The sequence below is a fragment of the Candidatus Phytoplasma fabacearum genome, assembly GCF_030586805.1.
GTDB lineage: Bacteria > Bacillota_I > Bacilli_A > Acholeplasmatales > Acholeplasmataceae > Phytoplasma > Phytoplasma fabacearum.
In genome coordinates, this window is sequence record NZ_JAOSIM010000007.1 from 1 (window position 1) to 18,341 (window position 18,341).

Genomic DNA, 18,341 nt, shown 5'->3' on the forward strand with positions numbered 1-18,341 from the left:
ATGAAAAACAAAAAGAATGCGATGAACACCAATCGCAATTAAATTCTCTTCTGTCACAAATAGAATCTTTTAAAAAACAAAAAACACCATTAGAAGAACAACAAGAAACCAAAGAGAAAGAAATTGATATATTCAAAATCGATAGAAAAGGTAACGAAGATAAAATCAAAAAATTCCAAGAAGAAAAACAAGCTATTATTGAAGAAATAAGACAAGTCGAAATTAAAATTGATAAATTAGAAGTAAACAAAAAAGATTACCAAGAAATGTTATCTGATGCCGAACATTACAAAAGAATTTTAGAAGAAAGATATGAAGATGAACAATTACAATTAAAAAATAATATCTTAAACTCTCTATACTCTCTTTACAAAATCACCTCAGCTGAGGGATAACTACAAAGGAGTTATAAGTTAAAATGATGCAAATAAAAACTAAATTACATCTTTTACCATTATTTTTAATGAGTTTTTTAGGATCATTCTTCTTAATAAATATTCATCAAGTTATGGCAGCTCCTAAAAATGATAAAGGTAAAGACATTTCTTTCTCTGAAAAACAAGAAAAAACAACCAAAAAAGATGTATCACAATATTATGAATTACACAAGACTTTGGAAAATTATTCTGAAGAAGATCGAAATAAAATCATTCAAATGTTATCAGATTCAAAAATATTAAATTTATTACAAGAAAAAGCACTTAAGTCTAAAAAAACAGGTTCTTCTTCTAAAAAATATGATGATTCTAAAAAATAAAATTTAAAACAAACTATTATTTTTTTTAAGACCCTTTTTTGGGGGGGTCTTTTTTTATTTCTATTAATAATAAAAAATAATAAAAAATATTTTTTATTAACTAAAAGGAGTTTTAATAATATGAACAATTTAAAACAATTATTTAAAGAAATTTTTTTAATACATTAATATGATAATAGCAAATCTTTATTACCGCTTATTTTCTAAAAATATATCAGGATGAAGAATTCAAACAAAATATTAATAAAATGGTTTAATTTTTAGACTGAGTAATTAAAAATTTTGTTGAATTCCGCGAAAGAAACCAAATTGCTTCGCTACCATTTGTGAACATTTGATAAATTAGATAAAAAATATGATATAATAGTACCATTTTTTATAATGAAAAAGGCAAAAATAATTGGTTTTTATAATCCATTTTGTTTAAAGATAATTGGTATATTGATGGCGTAAAATAGACTGTTTAAATTTATTATTATTTTAGAGATCGCTTCTCTATTTAAAAAAACTTAAGAATTGCTATAAATACAAGAAAGGAAATCCAAATATATTAATTATTCAAAATTCTCAATTAAAAATATTATAAATATTTTTGTTTATTTTTATTTAAATTTTTTTATAATTATTTTAATATAATATTTTTAATATAATATTAAATCTTTTTTAATACAATAATTAAGAAATTAAAGAATTTTAATTTTTTTATAATAAAAATGGTGAATTATAAAATTAATTGCTTCCATCAATTATTTAAAAATATAAGATTAAATATATTCTGAATATAATAATAATATTTATTAATTAAATTAAAATTTAATATTTGGAGAGATAAATATTACTGTTATTTTAATATAAAATTTTTCTTGTTTTTGAATAAATTTATAAGGTATAATAAAGTCATTATGTTTTTTATATTATAAAAAACGTTTTTACTATTATTTATTCTATGTAAAAATTTTATATAATAACGAAATAAGGAAAAATTTCATGTTGGATATCTTTTATAATGTTTTCAGGCTTTTAATAATCTTTTTTATAATAATTTTGTCAATTTTATCATTAACTGTAATTTTTTTGAGTTTCAAAGTATTACATTTAAAAATAAAAAAATTTTTAACAACAGTAACTTCAAGAATAGAAAATAATCTTTACAAAATAAATACAATTTTGATTTTATTTATTATTAATTTTTGTATTGTATGTTTATTTTTGGTTTTGCGTTTAATAATAAAAAAATAATAAAGAAATTAATCTTTTTTACTATTTTTTATAATTTTTGATATAATTGGTAGTTAATTTGTCGTTAGTTTAATTATTATTGAAGAGACTCGATGAGATTGGTTTTTGTTGCCATATTTATAAACTTTCAAAGACAATTTAATTTTTTTTATTCATTGAAGATATAAATTAAAGTATAAAAAAAATCTCCCCCCTAAAAAGATCTTATAAGATAATAATTATCATTTTTTATATTAGGTTTGAATTTTTTAAACAAATTTACAAAAAAATACTTATAATAGCCATTAAATCAGTAGTAAAAGTGACTATTCGTGTTAAAAAACATTTAAATATGTTTTTTAAAGAAAATAATTATAATTCTTTTAAATTGGGGAGAGTTAATTGTTATGTGTCTTTAACTGGAGATGATTTTTGTGGATCTCTATTTTGTTCTTTTTTAAAAAAGATTATCTGTTGAATTCAAATTGGTAAAAAAAGACATCAAATACAATAAAATAAAGAATTAATCATCGAAAACTAATAAACATAATTTATATTCTTTTTTGCTTTATTAATTTTTATCGATGCAATAAAAAAACTTCTTAAGGAAATTCTTATCAGTTTTATTAATTATTTAAATTTAATTCATTGTTAAATAAGTGGGGTTTTTTGCTAATTTGGCTTTTTTGGTTAAAAATATTAAATATTTTTGACCTATTTGTAATCATTTCAAAAATTAAAAGCTTTATTAAATAAGTATTTAGTATAATAAAATAATAATTTGAGGTCAAAATAAACCAAGAAATAAGCGAACTTGACTTTGGCAATAAAGTTCTAAATTAAAATAAAATTATATTAAATTTAATTTTTAAATATAAGATTAAAATAAATATACAAGAATAATTACATTACTTTTGTTGGATATAAAAATTATTTTTAATATATTGAATGTTATATTTAATTTCGTTATAATGATTTTTTTCTATTTCATCCATTGTTTTGGACAATCTTTTTTGATTTTCTTTTTCCTTTTCGATTTCTTTATAAAAATCTTCTTTTTGTTCTTTTATTTGTGTTCGTTTTAGTTGTAATTGTTGATTTGTTTTGTCAGTATTATATATTTGTATTTGTTGATTTATATTTGAGATATTATTATTTGTATGCATTTGATGTTGCTTCGATTTATTTTCAGATGTAGTTAATTGTTGACATTCATCTTCTATTATTTGCGGATCAGGAAGAGAATTTATTTTTTTTTGTAAAATATTTATTTTTATTTGGCTATAATCAAACCATTTTTGCCATTTAGATATTAAATCTTGTTTTTGTTTTATTTTTTCTTTAATGTTAAATTTTGTTTTTTCATTTTTAATAAAAGCTTGATCTTTAAGTGGTAAAAAAGATATTTCAGAAACATTATCGCAATCCGATTCTAAAAAATAATTTTTAATTTTTTCCCATTGATAAATATTAATATTAGTTTTATGGTTATTTTCTGCTTGAGAATTAAATTCTTGCATTGATGATTGTGTTTCTAAATTCATATTTTCTGCGAAATTAGAATTAGAAACTTCTTGAAAAGAAATATCAGTTTTATAATTATTATTAATTGTCGTTTTTTTAATATATATAAAAATTATTATAATTGTTAAAAATATAATGCTTAAAATTAAAAAATGTTTTTTGTGTAAATTTATCATAATATTAATTGGATTGTTTTCTTTCTAAAAAATAATAAAAATAATTTGTATTTATTTTTTATTATTTATAATCGTAATCTAAGTATTATACATTGATTTGTTTGTTTTTTTATTTAAAAAAATCATTTTTTATTTTTTATTAAAAAATAAAATAGATTTATTAAAATTTTGATGCAAAAATATAAATGATGTATCTTAAAAATAATTTAAAATACATAAATATAAAATTTAGATGAATATTTTTTTAAAATTATATAAATTAAATAATTCATATCCTGTAAAATATTCTCAAACTTTTAGATAAATATTAATTATCGATAATAAACTCGAAATCTTCTTAATAAGAGGTTGTTTTACTGTACATTTTTTTAAATAACTTTAAATAACATGATAAAATAAGGTTAAATATTCTTTTTTTATTTTCTTTATGAGTTTTTAACTTTTTTATCTAACTATAATATTGTAGGGATAAAATATTTATAAAAAGATCTTTTAAAACTAGCAAATTATGAAAAAAATTAGATACTTTTTAAGTGTAATAAAAATTACTTGGTTAGTTTAAAAAGATATGGAATTATCTATTTAATTTTTAGTTTTAAAGAGCGATTTTTAAATTAAAATATGTCTAAAAAACGGAAAAGTGCATTGGTTCAATAAATTAAAAAAGATAAGAGTAAGAATTTTTTTTATTTCTTATAAAAAATAAAAAAGATCAACTAAAGAAGTTGATCTTTATCATAATGACCAGATTATTAATTTTAATACTTTTATAGGGTGTAGCACGAAAGAACGCTCTGTATTATTTTAATTTTGATTAAAGTTTTAATTAATTTTTTAATAGATTTATTAATAAAATTTTAATTTTTCATTTCTCTAATATTTATATAATTGTTTTATTTTTTGTTTTTATTCTTTTCGTTACTACCTACTTGATAACCTATAACTACAAAAAGAATGCCGCCACCAAATCCAATTAAAAAAGATACAATTACAGGAAAAATAACATTTTTATCATTCATTCCGCAAAAATATCCCCATTTATAAAACAAGTAAAATAATAAAAATGTGAATAATATAAATAAAAATATAAAAAATAATGTGATACCAGTAAATTGTATTTCAATATTGTTCATGATATTATCTCCTAATTTATGAATTTTATAAATTAAAATAAAAAATTTATTATTAAATATTGTCAATAATAAAGTTTATTTTTTATTTTCATAAATATTTTATATTTTTTTTAATTTTTGTGCTAATATTATATTTTATTTTAATTACTAAACTAAAATATTTGTAAGAATTGTTTTTTAAAAAAATAATGAAATTAATATATATTTTGTAATTTATTTTATTTTCGATAATAAAAATTTATCAATAAAATAAAAATTACAGTTCTATTTATCAGTATTGTTTGACATATTTAGTTTTTTATTTTAAAATATATCCGGATATTTCACTATATATAAATTTTTCTCATTTAAAGTTAAAATTAAAAATTTTTTATTATATTTGTTAAATTGTTTTTTGTTAAATATAATTTCTTTAATCCTCCAAATAAAATACATACTACAATTTAAAAATTATAAATATTAAATTTTTATAAAAAAGAGGTCTATAGATGTCATCTGAAAAAATAAATTTAAATAAAGTTAAAGAATTTAAAAAAGGATTTCAAGATTTTATTAGTAAGGGTAATATTGTTCAATTAGCAGTTGCTTTTATATTAGGTCAGTTATTTACTAAGGTAGTTAGTTCTTTAGCTACTGATATAATTATGCCTCCTATTAATTATCTTTTTAGTGATACAGGTGCTTCTTTGCAGACTTTAAATTGGCAATTAAAAAATAACATTTATTTGAATTATGGAATTTTTTTACAAAATGTTTTTGATTTTTTATCTGTTTCATTTATTTTATATTTAATTGTTTTATATTATTCTAAATATTTTAGTAAAAAAAATCAAAATGAAAACAAAATTTCTATTGAACATGAACAATTAAAAATTTTAAAAGAAATTAAAGACATTTTAATTAATAAAAATAAATAAAAATTAAATTTTTTTATCAATATGATTATTGAAATTCGTTGTAATTTATTTTAAGAGTGCTTTTTTAATAATAAAAAAGCACTCTTTTATTTTTATTATTTTTTATAAGATATTTTTTAAAGATTTTAATATATTTGAAATAAATAAAAATATTCATTATACTTTAAAATATATTTTTTTTAGTAGTTTTGATATAATTAATAGGATAAAATTTATAATTGTCATTTATATAATTGTAATTAAAATTACAAGTTTGAAATTTACATTCATATAAAAATACAATTATTATAAAAAATTTGTTTCTTCATTAAATATTTTTGAAAAAACTTATTAAATTAAATTTATGGAATCGAAAAAGGATTGTAATCTAATGATATTAAAATATGCAAAAACAATATTAGGCTTTGTTAAACAATTTCGTAATCCTTCCAAAAGATATTTGAATAAAATTAAAAAAGTTGCTGATAAAATTGATCAATTAAGCAATATGATGTCTCAATTAAAAGATGAAGATTTTCCTAAAGAAACTCTTAAATTAAAACAAAAATTAAAAAATGGTATGTCTTTAGATAATATTTTAGTTGAAGCTTTTGCTTTAGTACGTGAAGCTTCTACTAGAGTAGCTAAAATAACACCTTATTATGTCCAATTATTAGGAGCTATTGTTTTGCATAAGGGAAATATTGCAGAAATGAAGACTGGAGAAGGTAAAACTTTAACAGCTGTTATGCCAGCATATTTAAATGCTTTAAGAGGTGATAGCGTTCACATTGTAACTGTTAATGAATATCTAGCGCGTCGCGAAGCAGAAGGTGTTATAGGAGATATTTTTCGTTTTTTAGGTTTAAGTGTAGGTTTAAATCTTAAAAATAAATCTATTAGAGAAAAAAAAATAGCTTATAATTGTGATATTTTATATTCTACTAATAGCGAAATTGGATTCGATTATTTAAGAGATAATATGGAAAGTAATATCAATAATGTTTTAATGACTCGCGAATACGGTTATGTAATTATTGATGAAGTTGATTCTATTTTAATTGACGAAGCTAGAACTCCCTTGATTATTTCTAATAATGTACAATCTGGTCTTCAATTTTATAGAGATGCTGATCGTTTTGCTAAATCTTTAAAATCTGAACATTATTTGATTGATTTAGAATCAAAAACTATTGAATTAACCGAAGAAGGAATTCGCAAAGCAGAATTATTTTTTAAAATTAATAATTTATATAGTAATCAAAATTCTTTTTTATTACATTTTATAAAAAATGCTTTAAAAGCTTGTTTTGTTATGGAAAAAGATAAAGATTATTTGGTACAAGAACATCGAATTGTGATTATCGATCAATTTACGGGTCGTGCTTTAATTGGTCGACAGTTTAGTGACGGTTTGCATCAAGCTTTAGAGGCGAAAGAAAATTGTATTATTAAAGCAGAAACTGAGACATCTGCTATGATTACATATCAAAATTTATTTCGTAATTATAAATCAATATCTGGTATGACTGGTACAGCTAAAACCGAAGAAAAAGAATTTATTAGTATATATAACATGAAAGTTATTCAAATACCTACTAACAAAAAAATGATTCGCGAAGATGCTCCTGATTTGGTTTTTTTAACTTTAAAAGAAAAATGGAAAGCTTTAATAGAAGAAATTAAAATAAGACATGCTAAAAAACAACCAATTTTAATAGGTACTGTAAGTGTCGAAGTGTCAGAACAAATTTCCAAATATTTAAAAAAAAATAAAATATCTCATGAAATTTTAAATGCTAAAAATCATTTAAAAGAATCTGAAATTATAGCTAAAGCTGGTCAAAAAGGCGCTGTAACTATAGCTACCAATATGGCCGGGAGAGGAACAGATATTCGTTTAGCAGAAGGTGTTGCAGAATTAGGTGGTTTAGCTGTTTTAGGAACAGAAAGACATGAAGTACGAAGAATTGATAATCAATTGCGTGGCCGTTCTGGTAGACAAGGTGATCCTGGTTATACTAAATTTTTCGTTTCCGCAGAAGATGATTTAATACAACGTTTTGGTTCTGATAAAGTTAGTAAATTAGTTACTTTATTACAATATAGTAATAAACAACAAAATAATTCAGTTTCTTCTCGTTTTTTAACTAATTTATTTACAAACATACAAAAAAAAATAGAATCTTCCAATTTTGAATATCGTAAATTTGTTTTAAAATTTGATTCCGTTTTACAGCTACAAAGAGATATTATTTACAAACAACGTAAAGAAATTTTATCTTCCGATAAAATTGAAAATATTTTGTTTAATATCATGGATAAAACTTTGAAAGATAAAATAAAAAATTTTTTTAATTCAATGAAACAAGAAAAATATCAAAAATTAGATCAAAAAAGTATTATAGAAGAATTAATTAAATGTTTTGAAATTAATTTTTTTCCCAAAAACATTTTAACAGAATTAGATTTTCAAGATAATAAACAAACCAATTTAGCTTATTCTAAAATAGAATCAATTATTTTGAATAAAGCTCGTCATATTTTAGAACTACAAAAAAAACAATTTTCCGAATGTGATATACAACAGTATTTCAACATTATTAGATTAATTATATTAAAAAATATTGATATTAAATTTCAACGTCATATTAATGATATGGATTTATTAAGAAGAAGTATTAATTTTTTAAGTTATGGGCAACAAAATACTTTAATCGTTTATCAACAAGAAGGTCAAAAATTTTTTAATCGTATGATTAAAAATATTTCTCAAGATATTACCAAAATTGTTTTAAAATCAAATTTTTTTGAAGATTTAGATTTGTTTCATGATTTAAATTCTATAGAATCATCACAATTAAATGATAAACCTAAAATGAAAACTAAAAAATATATTAAAAAACCTTGGGATTAATTACAAAAATATAATTTCCAGAGGGGATAACTTTTTATAATGGAAAAATATGAATTTCATCAAATTTTAAATAATTTAAAATCTATTTTATTTAATTTAGAACATAAAATAGACATCCCAAATTTATTAGAACAAGTTAAATCTTGTAAATTATTAATGGCAAAACCGAATTTTTGGGATAATCCGCAAGAAGCTGCTCGTGTTACTCAAAAATTTAGTCAATTACAAAATAAAATTAATCATTTTACTAATTTACAAAAACAACACCAAGCTTTAACTTTATTATCATCAAGTGAGGAAATAGATAATCAACAAAATTTAAGTTGGTTAATTTTAGAATTAAAAAAATTACAACAAGATATTAAAAGTTTAGAAATTGAAGTTTTATTGAATAAAACTTATGATGAAAATAATGCTATTTTAATGTTACATTCTGGTGCTGGCGGTTTAGAATCTCAAGATTGGTGCGAAATGCTTTTTAGGATGTATAAAAAATATGCTCAAAAAAAACATTTTCAATTAGAAATTTTAAATTTACAAGCAGGTGAAGAAGCTGGAATTAAATCTGTTAGTTGTTTAATTAAAGGTATTTATGCTTATGGATATTTTAAATCTGAAAGAGGTATACATCGTTTAGTTCGTAAATCACCTTTTGATACCAATTTTAAAAGACATACATCTTTTGCTTCTTGTGAAGTTTTGCCAGAAATTAATGAAGAAATTACTGTTGATATTCAAGAACAAGATTTAAGAATAGATGTTTTTCGTAGTAGCGGAGCTGGAGGTCAACACGTAAATACTACCGATTCGGCAGTTCGTATTACACATTTACCTACTGGTATTGTAGTTAATTGTCAAAATGAAAGAAGTCAAATTCGTAATAAAGAAAAAGCTTTACAAATTTTAAAAACTAAATTGTTTCAATTAGCTTTGCGAAAACAAAAAGAACAAGAAAATAATTTGAAATCGGATCAAAAAGAAATTGGTTGGGGTTCGCAAATTAGAAGTTATATTTTTCACCCTTATCAAAAGGTTAAAGATCATCGTACTAATTACGAAAGTTCTCAAATAATCGATATTATGAATGGTGAGTTAGATGATTTCATCAACGCTTTTTTAAGGAGCGATAATTAATTAAATTCAATTTAATTTAAAATGTTTTGTTCAAAAAGGATACAAAATAAAAATATATGAAGAGAGATCGAAAATTTTATCATAATAATCTTCATAAATGGTTAATACTTGTTTTTAATGATATTATTTTAGCAATAACTATGTTTGTATTTACTTTAGGTAGTAAATTAAATGTAGGTGGAACTGATGGATTAGCTTTAACAAGTTCGCGTTTATGTAATTTATTCACAAATAATCCTTATTTTATTTCAGATAAAATAATGATTTATTTTATGTTTTTTTATAATATTTTAGCAATAATTATTGGATATAAAATATTTGGTAAAAAATTTATATTAAAAAGTGCTATTTTAGCTATTATTCTAATGATAGTAATGTTTTTTTTGCCTTATATATTAGGTGATTCGACAATTTTTTTAAATCGTTTGTTAGTATGGGATAATGAATATTGGAGATTATGTGTTGCATCTATATTAGGTGGATTGTTAGTAGGATTTACTCAAGCTAATATTAGACAATTAGGTTTTACTACGGGAGGTATGGATGTTTTTCAACAAGTTTTAAAAGATTGTTATGGAATGAATTTTAAAATTTCTTTATTTATTACTGATGGTGTTTTAATATTTTTATCATCTATTTTGGAAAGTTTTGATCAAATAAATTTTTTTGATATGTTTTCGGAAATTATGATAAGAATTTTATTATCGTTATTATCTATTTATATTATGGGTTGGATTATGGATAAAAAAGTTAAATTTAATTTAGTTGAAAATAATAAAAATTTAAATTATTAATATTAAATAAAATAATAATATAAATTATTTTATTAGAAAGGTTAATGACTTAAAATAAAAAAATGTATAAGAATGGATTTTTAAAAATTGAATTAACCAACCCTGATTTAAATTTAGGAAAATTTGATGAAAATAATGATATTATTTTAAATGTTTTAGCAAGAAGCAAAGCTAGTTTTGTGGTGTTTCCGGAATTATGTTTAAGTAGTTATACGGCTGGTGATTTTTTTTTTGAAAATGATTTTAATAATAATATTGTAAAATCTTTAAATTATATTATTACAAAAAATTCTTTCAAAGGTATTTATATTTTAGGAATGCCATTGGTTTGGCAAGAGATGATTTTTAACGTAGCTATTGTTATACAACAAAAAAAAATTTTAGGAATTGTTCCTAAATATACTATTCCAAATTATGAAGAATTTCGTGAAAAAAGATGGTTTACTTCTGGTAATATTATTCCTGAGGCACAAGAAATTATTTTGTTAAATCAAAAAATTCCTTTCGGTAGTATTTTGTTTGTTAATGAATTACATAATGTATGTTTTGGAGTAGAAATTTGTCAAGATTTATGGACTATTAACTCACCTAGTGATTTATTAATTAAAAAAGGAGCGCATTTAATTTTTAATTTATCTGCTTCTACAGAACATTTAGGTAAAGCACAATTACGTCGTATGGCAGTTATCAATCATTCTCGTAAACAAATTGGAGGTTATTTTTATGTTAGTAATGGTATGAAAAGCGAAATGTCTAATGATGTTGTGTTTTCTAACCATAAAATAGCTGCTATTTTAGGAAATTTAATAGGAGAAAAAGATATTTTTGATTCAGAAACAAGTTTAATTATAGATATTTGTATAGATTTTATTAAACATCAACGTTTAATAGATACTACTTATTCAGATCAAATATTAGAATCTAAAAAAATAATAATTGCGAAATCTTATTTTGTCTTAAACGAAGATAAAGATTTTATTTTTGAAAAAAAATGGAGCATTAAACCTTTTATAAGTGAATCTGAATTAAATGATAATTTAACCTTATCTAATCATTTGCAATGTTTATTTTTATGTAACAAATTATCTTCTTATCCTAATAGCAAAATTTTTTTATCTATAAGTCCTAATTTAAATGATTTAATAAATTTGTTAGTAGCAATTCAAAGTTTTAAATTAAATAATAAAAAATTTAATGATTTAAATATTTTTATAGATGATTCGGATATTGTTTTTCTCAATTTAATACAAGATTTTTTAAAAAAAATAGGTATTAAGAATTACCACAAATATTCATCTTTATTATCACATTATGATGATTCATTATATGATAATGAAAATATTAATATAGTTAATCATAATTGGAATTTTATTAATCATAAAGAGATTAATATTTTTTTAGAAAATCATAATTTATCTGATATTAGTTTAGGAAGGTTTACAAAAAGTTTATATAATTTTGATGTAAATTTTAATCTCAATATCGGATTATCAGATACTTTAATAACAGAATTAGTTTTTTTTCATTTAAATAAAGAAATATTTTCGAAATTCCCTGATTTAAAATCTTTTTATCAAAAAAAAGCTATTTTGCGATCTAATGATGATAATGTTATTCAAAAAGATTTTATTTTATATTATTATTTAAAATATAGTTTAACTTTGGAAAAAATTGCTTTTTTATTTACAAAAACATTTGATATCAATATAGAAAATAGTTTAGATTTAACTTATCACACTTTGAAAAGTTTTTATCAAAATCAAAATCAAAGAAATTATATATCTTCAGGTCCAAAAATTTTCGAAAATAGTTTGTTAGAACGAGCAGAAACCCATTTCATATCTAAATTTAATGTCAAATTTTTAACTTTAATGTCCAGTAAAAATAAAAAATAGTATTGTGAAGAAAAAAGTTATTATTGGCTTATCTGGTGGCGTTGATAGCAGTGTATCTGCTTTTCTTTTAAAAAAAGAAGGATATGAAGTTGAAGGTGTTTTTATGCGTAACTGGGATAGTGGTTTAAATTATGATATTAAAGGTAATCCTTTCCTTAAAAAATCTATTTGTCCTCAAATGAAGGATTTTCAAGATGCTCAAAAAATTGCTGAACAATTACATATTAATTGTCATTTTGTTGATTTTTCTCAAGAATATTGGGATCAAGTTTTTTCTTATGTTTTAGAGCTTTTTAATCAAAATTTAACTCCAAATCCTGATGTTTTATGTAATAATTATATTAAATTTGCTATTTTTTCTGATTATGTAAATCGTCATTTTAAACCGGATTTTATTGCCATGGGTCATTATGCGCGTCTTCAATGTATCAATAAAAATCAAATTTTAAAAAAAGCTCAAGATCAAAATAAAGATCAAAGTTATTTTTTGTCTCAATTGAAAAAACATCAATTAACTAAAATTTTATTTCCTATAGGTGAATTAACTAAAACGCAAGTAAGAAAAATAGCTTATCAAGAAAATTTAGTTACAGCTAATAAAAAAGATTCAACAGGTATTTGTTTTATTGGAGAGAGAAATTTTTCAGCTTTTTTACAAAATTATTTACCGATTAATAAAGGTTTAATCAAAGATATAAAGGGCAATGTTTTGCCTAAAAAACATTTAGGGGTTCATTATTATACTATTGGACAACGCAAAGGTTTAAATTTAGGAAATACATCTTATAATTCATCTCCTTGGTTTGTGGTCGGTAAGGATTTATCTACTAATACTCTTTATGTGGATCAAAATGCTGAAAGTATCTATTTATATAGTGATTCTGCTTTAATTATTAATGTTATTTGGAGAGATTATAAATATTTTAAATATCCGAATATTATGGTTTTAAAATCGAAATTTCGTTATCGACAACCCGAACAAAAAGTACAAGTTTATTGGATTAATCATCAAAAATTAAGGATTTTTTTTAAAAAAAATAAATCAGTAGTTCCAGGTCAAATATGTGCTTTTTATTACGAAGATATTTGTTTAGGCGCAGGGATGATTAAAGAAGTTTATTATAAAAATAAAAAACGTCAATACGTGTAAATAATAAAATTGATAATTAAATTATTATTATGGTTCGAAATATAAAAAAAATAACTTATAATAATTTGATTCATGTTTTTTTTGTATGTAATTACGATTTCAAAGGAATATTAAAATTAACTATGAATATTAAGAAAATTAAAGGTACTAAAGATTTTTTTCAAGAAGAAATGTTACATTTACAATTTATAGAACAAAATTTAAAAAAAATTATTGAGAAGTATCATTTCCGAGAAATACGTACCCCTATTTTAGAGTATCGAGATATTTTTTATCATGCTACACCTCAATCTGAGATGGTAAAAAAAGAAACTTATCAATTTTTAGATAAAAAAGGCCGAAACATTGTATTAAGACCGGAAGGAACAGCTGGTATCGTTCGTAGTTATTTAGAGAATAAACTTTATAATTTCGATAATATTTATAAATTCTATTATTGTGGTCCTTTTTTTAGATATGAAAGACCTCAATATGGTCGATATCGTCAATTTCACCAAATAGGCATCGAAATGTTAGGTAATTATCATGATTTATCAGAATTAGAAATTTTGTGTTTAGTTAAAGAAATTTTAGATTTCTTTAATTTACCTCAGGCACAAATTAAAATTAATCATTTGGGTAATGCACAAACACGTCAAAAGTTTATTAAAATTTTTTCTGATTATTTACAAAATTTTTCATCAGATTTATGTTCTTTATGTTTGAAACGTAAAAAATTTAATATTTTAAGGATTTTTGATTGTAAAATTTGCCAAAAAAAAATTTTTCTAAAACAAGCGCCATTAATTTTAAATTTTTTAGATTCATCTCTTAAACATAAATTTGAAATATTTTTGTCATTATTAAAAAAAGAAAATATTAATTTTTTCATAGATCCAACTTTAGTTAGAGGTTTAGATTATTATACGGATATAGTTTTTGAAATTGCATTGCCAATACCTAACAAAGAACCTTTTGAATTAATTTTAGGTGGTGGTGGTAATTATAATGATTTAATTTGTCATTTTGGAAGTAAAAAAATGATTAAAGCCATAGGATTTGCTATTGGTATAGAACGATTAATGATAGCTTTACAGTATAATAATTTTTGGAAAAATATTAATTTTAAACTATTAGATGTATGTGTTTTGTCGGTAGATTATTCAGTTAATTATGAAGCTTTTATATTAATTCAAAAATTACGTCAAAATAATATTAATGCTGAAATTATTTATAATACTGATGATGGAATTAATTTAACTAAATGCATTAAACAAGCTTTAAAATTAAAACCTAATTATCTTATTTTTATAGGCGCTAAAGAATTAAAAGATAGTTTTTTAACAGTTAAAAATACTACTACCAAAATAATTTATAATGTTAATTTAAATAATATTATTACTTTTTTAAAAAGAAGGAGTTAACTTTATTAATCATAATGAGCAAATATAGCTATAATAATAATGAAATTGATTTAAAAAATCAAGGTGAACAAGTATTTTTAAAAGGTTGGATTGCTCGTAAACGCAATTTAAGCAATAAAATATTTTTAATGTTGAGAGATTTTTCGGGATTAATACAATTAGTTATAGAACAAAACCATAAGCAATATTCCGAAATATCTAAAATACCAATAGAAACTGTTGTCGAAGTTAAAGGTTTGGTAGTAGAAAGGATTAATAAAAATCCTAATTTAAAAACTGGTGACATCGAAATTATTATTAACCAATTGTATATTTTATCAGAATCACAACCTTTACCTTTATTAGTGGAAGATAAAAACACTAGCAATGAAAGCCACAGATTAAAATATCGTTATTTGGATTTAAGAAAAGAAAAACAAAAAAAATATTTATTACAAAGACATTATATTACTCAAAATATACGTCAAATTTTAATATCTCAGGGTTTTTTTGAGTTAGAAACTCCTATATTAGCGAAATCTACACCTGAAGGAGCTTCGGATTATTTAGTACCTTCGCGTTTGTATCCTAAATCTTTTTACGCTTTACCTCAATCTCCGCAATTATTTAAACAATTATATATGATTGCTGGATTTGAAAAATATTTTCAAATAGCACGTTGTTTTCGTGATGAAGATTTACGATCAGATCGTCAGCCGGAATTTACTCAAGTTGATATAGAAATTTCATTTTGGTCTCAAGAAGAAATTATGAATTTAGTAGAAAAGATTATGATATCTTTGATTAAAAATTTTAAAAATTATGAAATAGAGAAGCCTTTTTTGAAATTAACTTATGACCAAGCTATGAAAAAATATGGTTCTGATAAACCTGATTTAAGATTTGATTTATGTATAGAAAATTTCACGAATTTTTTTAATTTATCATTAATATATCCAGAAATTATTAATAAATTTCATATTTTAGGTATTAAATTTATTTTATCGCGAGAATCAGTATTAAATAAAAAAACCATTTTACAATATTGTAGTTGGATTAAAAATCAATATCAATTAGATTTGTATTATTTGATTAAAATTGATGATAAAATTAAAGGTAATTTTGTTAATGCTTTAAATAAAGAATTAAATTTTTTAAAAAATAATGAATATTGTTTTTTTATATTTGATTTATCTATGGGAAAATCTTATAACACTTATGAATCTTTAGGTTTTTTAAGAAATAAATTAGCGAAAGATTTAAATTTGATTAATCCTCAAAAATTATCTTTATTGTGGATTATAGATTTTCCTTTATTGATTTTTGATGATATAGAAAATAAATATAAAGCTATGCATCATCCTTTTACTAAACCAGAAGATTATCGAACTTTGGATAAAAATCCTCATGAGGCAAAAGCATGCGCATATGATTTAGTTTGGAATGGTTATGAGATTGGCGGTGGTTCTTTAAGAAATTATCAATATAATTACCAAAAAAAAATATTTTATAAATTAGGTTTTTCTGAAGAAGAAATGCATAAACAATTTGGTTTTTTTTTAGAAGCTTTGCGGTACGGTACACCTCCTCATGGCGGTGTTGCTTTAGGTTTAGATAGAATTGTTATGTTATTGACTGATACAGATAATATTAAAGATGTTATTGCTTTTCCTAAAACTCAAACAGCTCAAGATTTGATGTTGCAGACCCCTTCTACTGTAACTCAAAAACAATTAAATATTTTAAATTTATCATTTTTATCTAAGGAAGATAATTGAAATTTATGTTTTTATTACCATTAGCTATTACATTAAAAAAAGAATATAAATATGTCATTTCGGTTAGTGGTGGTGTTGATTCTATGACCTTGTTAGATTATTTATATTCTAGAAAGTTTCAAATAATTGTAGTTCATTTTAATCATTTAAAGCGAGAACGATCTTATAAGGATAAAGTTTTAGTAAATGAATATTGTCAATTACGTAAAATACCTTTTTATTATTTCGAATTAAGTTTGGAAAATAAAAATTTTCAAAATCAAGCTAGTTTAACTCGGAAATTATATTTGCAAAAAATAGCTGTTCAATATAAAACTCGTTATATTGTTACAGCTCATCATTTAAATGAGGGCGCGAAAGAAACATATAATTCTGTAATTTAACAAATTATTTGGGAACGGATGATTCCTAAAGGTCACGTAAACACTGAAAAGTGGGCTTGATTAATTATCTTGAAAGAGTAATTAATAACAGCAAAAGCACGAAAGCAAAATGAGGTGAAACAACTAACCAAAAAGTTATTGCCAGACCAGAAGTCAAGGAGAAGGTGTAAGTCCCTAAGCGGTTAAAAAGCGTCGTAATAATAAACCTAGACTCGGTAAGTTGTTATTTAATCCGAGAAAAGCTTTAATGGAACAAAATTATTAATCATTTTGAATTTTGTATCATCCCAAGCAGCCATTAAATTGGCAAATTAAAGGACTCTTATTATTTAATATAAAGTTTAAATAATAGCCTCAGTTTTAAAGTAACTGTAAACCGCGCCTAAAACTTCATGTAGAATTATAACGTAACTTCGATCTCCCTAAAGGTAGATTGTTAAAAAAATCTTAAAACAGCTAGTAGCTGACCCAAGGGAAAAGCGAAACTTAGAGTAGTCGTCAGTTTAATTCTGGAATTGGAATATTTTAGAAGAACCTGATCACGGCGAAGGATAATAACCTTTACATGGCGAAAGAGTTTCAATATCTTATATCAGATATTAGGCGCCGGATGCTTGGAAACTTGCTTGTCCGGTTCTGTGGGGGGCTGGCTTGGAATATATAATGAAATAAATTCATTATTAAACTCAACTATTCTATCCCGATTTTAGCAGAAACTATTTTATTAAAATTATCACGAGGGAGTTCTGGGCGCCCAAAGAGGCCTAAATATCGTGTTATCTAACCAATAACCAGTGCCGATAAACACTGGCAAGGATAAGAACAGTTCTTTAAAGGAAACAATAAAGAATTATAGCAGTTCTTAAAAGCGGGTTGCGACGAAGTAGTTAGTCAAGAAGATACCGCCACCAAATGGTTCTAAGGATAAGCCTGAAATGGCCTAAGAAGATAAGTAGATGTGATACTCGAACCTGTTCTGAAAACTATCGAAATCTAGACAGTCCAGAGACTATCAATATTAAAAAGAACTGTATTGGATAGTTTATCAATTAACAAACCTGGAATCTCACCATTAATAAAATGGTTACTTCGCCTAAGGAATCAAGGTAGATATTTAGCGTAACTGGGAGAATCCTAAAGGTCAGTTATTAAATTAACTAATAATGAGTTTAAAGTCATTAGGCCCAAGGATAAAGCGACTTCT

The 18,341-nt window shown here is 22.5% G+C and carries 12 protein-coding genes and 1 pseudogene; 11 read left to right on the forward strand and 2 right to left on the reverse strand.

Going from position 1 to position 18,341, the window contains the following annotated elements; all coding sequences use genetic code 11:
- Nucleotides 1-395 (forward strand): annotated as a pseudogene (locus tag OC705_RS01295) (hypothetical protein); the annotation flags it as partial.
- Between the two features lie 23 nt (nucleotides 396-418).
- The gene (locus OC705_RS01300; RefSeq protein ID WP_304512510.1) at nucleotides 419-757 is read left to right on the forward strand and encodes an SVM family protein; all 339 of its coding nucleotides are present in this window, start codon (nucleotides 419-421) and stop codon (nucleotides 755-757) included.
- A gap of 2,126 nt (nucleotides 758-2,883) precedes the next feature.
- On the opposite strand, the gene OC705_RS01305 is transcribed toward OC705_RS01300, so the two are convergent.
- Both OC705_RS01305 and OC705_RS01310 read right to left on the reverse strand, forming a co-directional pair.
- Nucleotides 2,884-3,675 (reverse strand): hypothetical protein, encoded by a 792-nt coding sequence (locus tag OC705_RS01305; RefSeq protein WP_304512511.1) that lies wholly within the window; start codon nucleotides 3,673-3,675, stop codon nucleotides 2,884-2,886.
- 893 nt (nucleotides 3,676-4,568) lie between these two features.
- The gene (locus OC705_RS01310; RefSeq protein WP_304512512.1) at nucleotides 4,569-4,808 is read right to left on the reverse strand and encodes a hypothetical protein; all 240 of its coding nucleotides are present in this window, start codon (nucleotides 4,806-4,808) and stop codon (nucleotides 4,569-4,571) included.
- Nucleotides 4,809-5,296: 488 nt separating this feature from the next.
- Here OC705_RS01310 and mscL point away from each other — a divergent pair, with 488 nt between their 5' ends.
- The 9 genes from mscL (at nucleotide 5,297) to OC705_RS01355 (ending at nucleotide 17,137) form a co-directional block, all read left to right on the forward strand.
- Nucleotides 5,297-5,725 carry a large conductance mechanosensitive channel protein MscL gene (gene mscL / locus OC705_RS01315; RefSeq protein WP_304512513.1) on the forward strand — a complete coding sequence of 143 codons (429 nt, stop codon included), beginning with the start codon at nucleotides 5,297-5,299 and terminating at the stop codon, nucleotides 5,723-5,725.
- 394 nt (nucleotides 5,726-6,119) lie between these two features.
- The gene (gene secA, locus OC705_RS01320; protein ID WP_304512521.1) at nucleotides 6,120-8,621 is read left to right on the forward strand and encodes a preprotein translocase subunit SecA; all 2,502 of its coding nucleotides are present in this window, start codon (nucleotides 6,120-6,122) and stop codon (nucleotides 8,619-8,621) included.
- Between the two features lie 39 nt (nucleotides 8,622-8,660).
- Nucleotides 8,661-9,755, forward strand: a complete 1,095-nt coding sequence (gene prfB, locus OC705_RS01325) for a peptide chain release factor 2 (protein WP_304512514.1) — start codon at nucleotides 8,661-8,663, stop codon at nucleotides 9,753-9,755.
- Nucleotides 9,756-9,811: 56 nt separating this feature from the next.
- A complete protein-coding gene (locus OC705_RS01330) occupies nucleotides 9,812-10,549 on the forward strand; it encodes a YitT family protein (protein WP_304512515.1) in 738 nt (245 codons plus the stop codon).
- A 62-nt stretch (nucleotides 10,550-10,611) separates the two neighbouring features.
- A complete protein-coding gene (locus OC705_RS01335; RefSeq protein ID WP_304512516.1) occupies nucleotides 10,612-12,444 on the forward strand; it encodes a nitrilase-related carbon-nitrogen hydrolase in 1,833 nt (610 codons plus the stop codon).
- 4 nt (nucleotides 12,445-12,448) lie between these two features.
- Nucleotides 12,449-13,594, forward strand: a complete 1,146-nt coding sequence (gene mnmA / locus OC705_RS01340) for a tRNA 2-thiouridine(34) synthase MnmA (protein ID WP_304512517.1) — start codon at nucleotides 12,449-12,451, stop codon at nucleotides 13,592-13,594.
- A gap of 122 nt (nucleotides 13,595-13,716) precedes the next feature.
- Nucleotides 13,717-14,997 carry a histidine--tRNA ligase gene (hisS, locus tag OC705_RS01345; RefSeq protein WP_304512518.1) on the forward strand — a complete coding sequence of 427 codons (1,281 nt, stop codon included), beginning with the start codon at nucleotides 13,717-13,719 and terminating at the stop codon, nucleotides 14,995-14,997.
- Nucleotides 14,998-15,011: 14 nt separating this feature from the next.
- Nucleotides 15,012-16,754, forward strand: coding sequence for an aspartate--tRNA ligase (gene aspS / locus OC705_RS01350; protein WP_304512519.1), 1,743 nt, complete (start codon nucleotides 15,012-15,014; stop codon nucleotides 16,752-16,754).
- Between the two features lie 5 nt (nucleotides 16,755-16,759).
- Nucleotides 16,760-17,137, forward strand: a complete 378-nt coding sequence (locus OC705_RS01355) for a PP-loop family protein (RefSeq protein ID WP_304512520.1) — start codon at nucleotides 16,760-16,762, stop codon at nucleotides 17,135-17,137.
- The last annotated feature ends 1,204 nt before the right edge of the window (nucleotides 17,138-18,341 follow it).